Origin of the sequence: Mesorhizobium sp. M4B.F.Ca.ET.143.01.1.1, from assembly GCF_004792275.1 — a bacterium.
In the GTDB taxonomy this organism is placed as follows: Bacteria; Pseudomonadota; Alphaproteobacteria; order Rhizobiales; family Rhizobiaceae; genus Mesorhizobium; species Mesorhizobium abyssinicae.
In genome coordinates this window covers 1-286 of record NZ_SRSR01000344.1, presented here as the reverse complement: position 1 = coordinate 286, position 286 = coordinate 1, and the positions used below count along the sequence as shown (strand labels likewise).

The following is a 286-nucleotide window of genomic DNA, read 5'->3' as shown; positions in this document are numbered from 1 at the left end:
ACGCGGTTGGCCGGTCCCGGCCCGCGGTTCATCGCGCCGAGCACGTTTTCCAGCTCGACTTCGGCCGCGGCGCAGATCTCCATCAGCCGGTCGAGCTTGCAATTCTGTTCGTGGAAGATGCGCTTCACCGTCGGCTCGGAAATACCCATGCGCTCGGCGAGCGTGCGATAGGTCAGCCCCTTGGCCTTCAGCGTCCGTTTCAGTGCCTCGAAGATCGGACCGTTCATGGACTGCGCCTCATTCGTGCGATTTGGTATCGAAAAACGATACTAGCGCTGTTCTTTCT

1 protein-coding gene is annotated in these 286 nt (G+C 60.1%); it reads right to left on the bottom strand.

Going from position 1 to position 286, the window contains the following annotated elements; all coding sequences use genetic code 11:
* Positions 1-227, bottom strand: a 227-nt coding sequence (locus EN786_RS37280; RefSeq protein WP_135910221.1) for a helix-turn-helix transcriptional regulator, incomplete at its 3' end; no start/stop codon positions are given.
* Positions 228-286: the final 59 nt, after the last annotated feature.